Annotated in this window: 1 protein-coding gene; it reads right to left on the reverse strand. The window is 65.3% G+C overall.

The annotated features are described in order from the left end of the window. Positions 1 to 1053, reverse strand: a 1053-nt coding sequence (locus tag ACP7D4_RS28040) for a type VI secretion system Vgr family protein (protein ID WP_426212717.1), incomplete at its 3' end; no start/stop codon positions are given. Positions 1054 to 1120 lie beyond the last annotated feature (67 nt).

Consider the following 1120-nt stretch of genomic DNA (forward strand, 5'->3'; position numbering starts at 1 on the left):
GGCAAACGGGGCCGCTTCGCCCAGTTGCTTAAGCGGTGCATCGAGGATCGTCAAGCGGGTGCCGGCGCGCAGCGTGCGCAGCGTGGACCGCCCGCGCCACAGGTGGCCGCGCGCTTCCTTGCCCTGCATCTGCAACTCGGCATAGCGCTGCGCCTGGGCCGAGTTGGCGTAAGCGTACTGGCCCGGCACATCGTACGATTCAAGCTGGGGAATCTGGCTGCCGTTTTGCAGGCGCGATGGCACGCTCGCGCTGACCGCCTGCTTGGCCTTGTAGTCGTAGCTGAGCACCGTGGTGAGCGATGCGCTGATCTGGCGCTGCGAGCGCAAGGCCTGCACCGTATCCTGCTTTTCGCCGGCGCGCACATTGTGAAAGCGGATGCCGCCGTCAGCCTTGCTGCTCGGGTCTTCAGGAATCGCGCTCAGTTGCGCGGTGTCGGCAAACAGCACCGCGCCGGCGCCGTCGTCGCCCTGTTCAAAGCGCCAAGCCAGGCCTTCTTCGGTCAGCAAGCGCCGCACGAAGTCGAGGTCGGACTCGCGGTACTGGCAGCAGTAGCTGCGCTCGGCGGCGCCCGCCATGAACGGGCCCGCCTCGTCGCTCCAGCGCCACTTGGCCACCGCGCCGTATGCCGAGAATACGTCTTCGACGATCTCGATCACGGACTTGTCTTGCCACACGCGGCTGTTACGCACCTGGCTCAAGCGCCACAACCATGGCGACAGGCGCAGGCGATAGCGCGCCAGCCCCCCTTCACTACCCAGCATGGCCACTTCGCTGATGTCGCCGTCAAAGCTGGTGCGGGTGCCGTCGGCCAGGCTCACCTCCAGGCTGGCCGACTGGCCCAGCAAAGGCGCCAGCGCAATGTGGGCATCGGTGGAAACGACAATCACGTCGCGCCCGCCAATGCCTTGCACCGCGTCGTCGGCGGCAAAGGCCTCCACCAGCAGACCACCGGAGCCATGATCGCCGCCGCCGCCCACCGTCAATGCGTACAGGCGGCTGGCACTGGAAAACTGCGACAGCACGGCGGTAATTTTTTCGGTCAGGGTCGTCATCGCGGTCCGTATTCACATTCTTGATGTTGGCAGCGCAAAAATGTGCGTACCGGGTTCGTTATTTGCA

This window comes from Massilia sp. TWP1-3-3, from assembly GCF_049897805.1.
Lineage (GTDB): Bacteria > Pseudomonadota > Gammaproteobacteria > Burkholderiales > Burkholderiaceae_D > Telluria_A.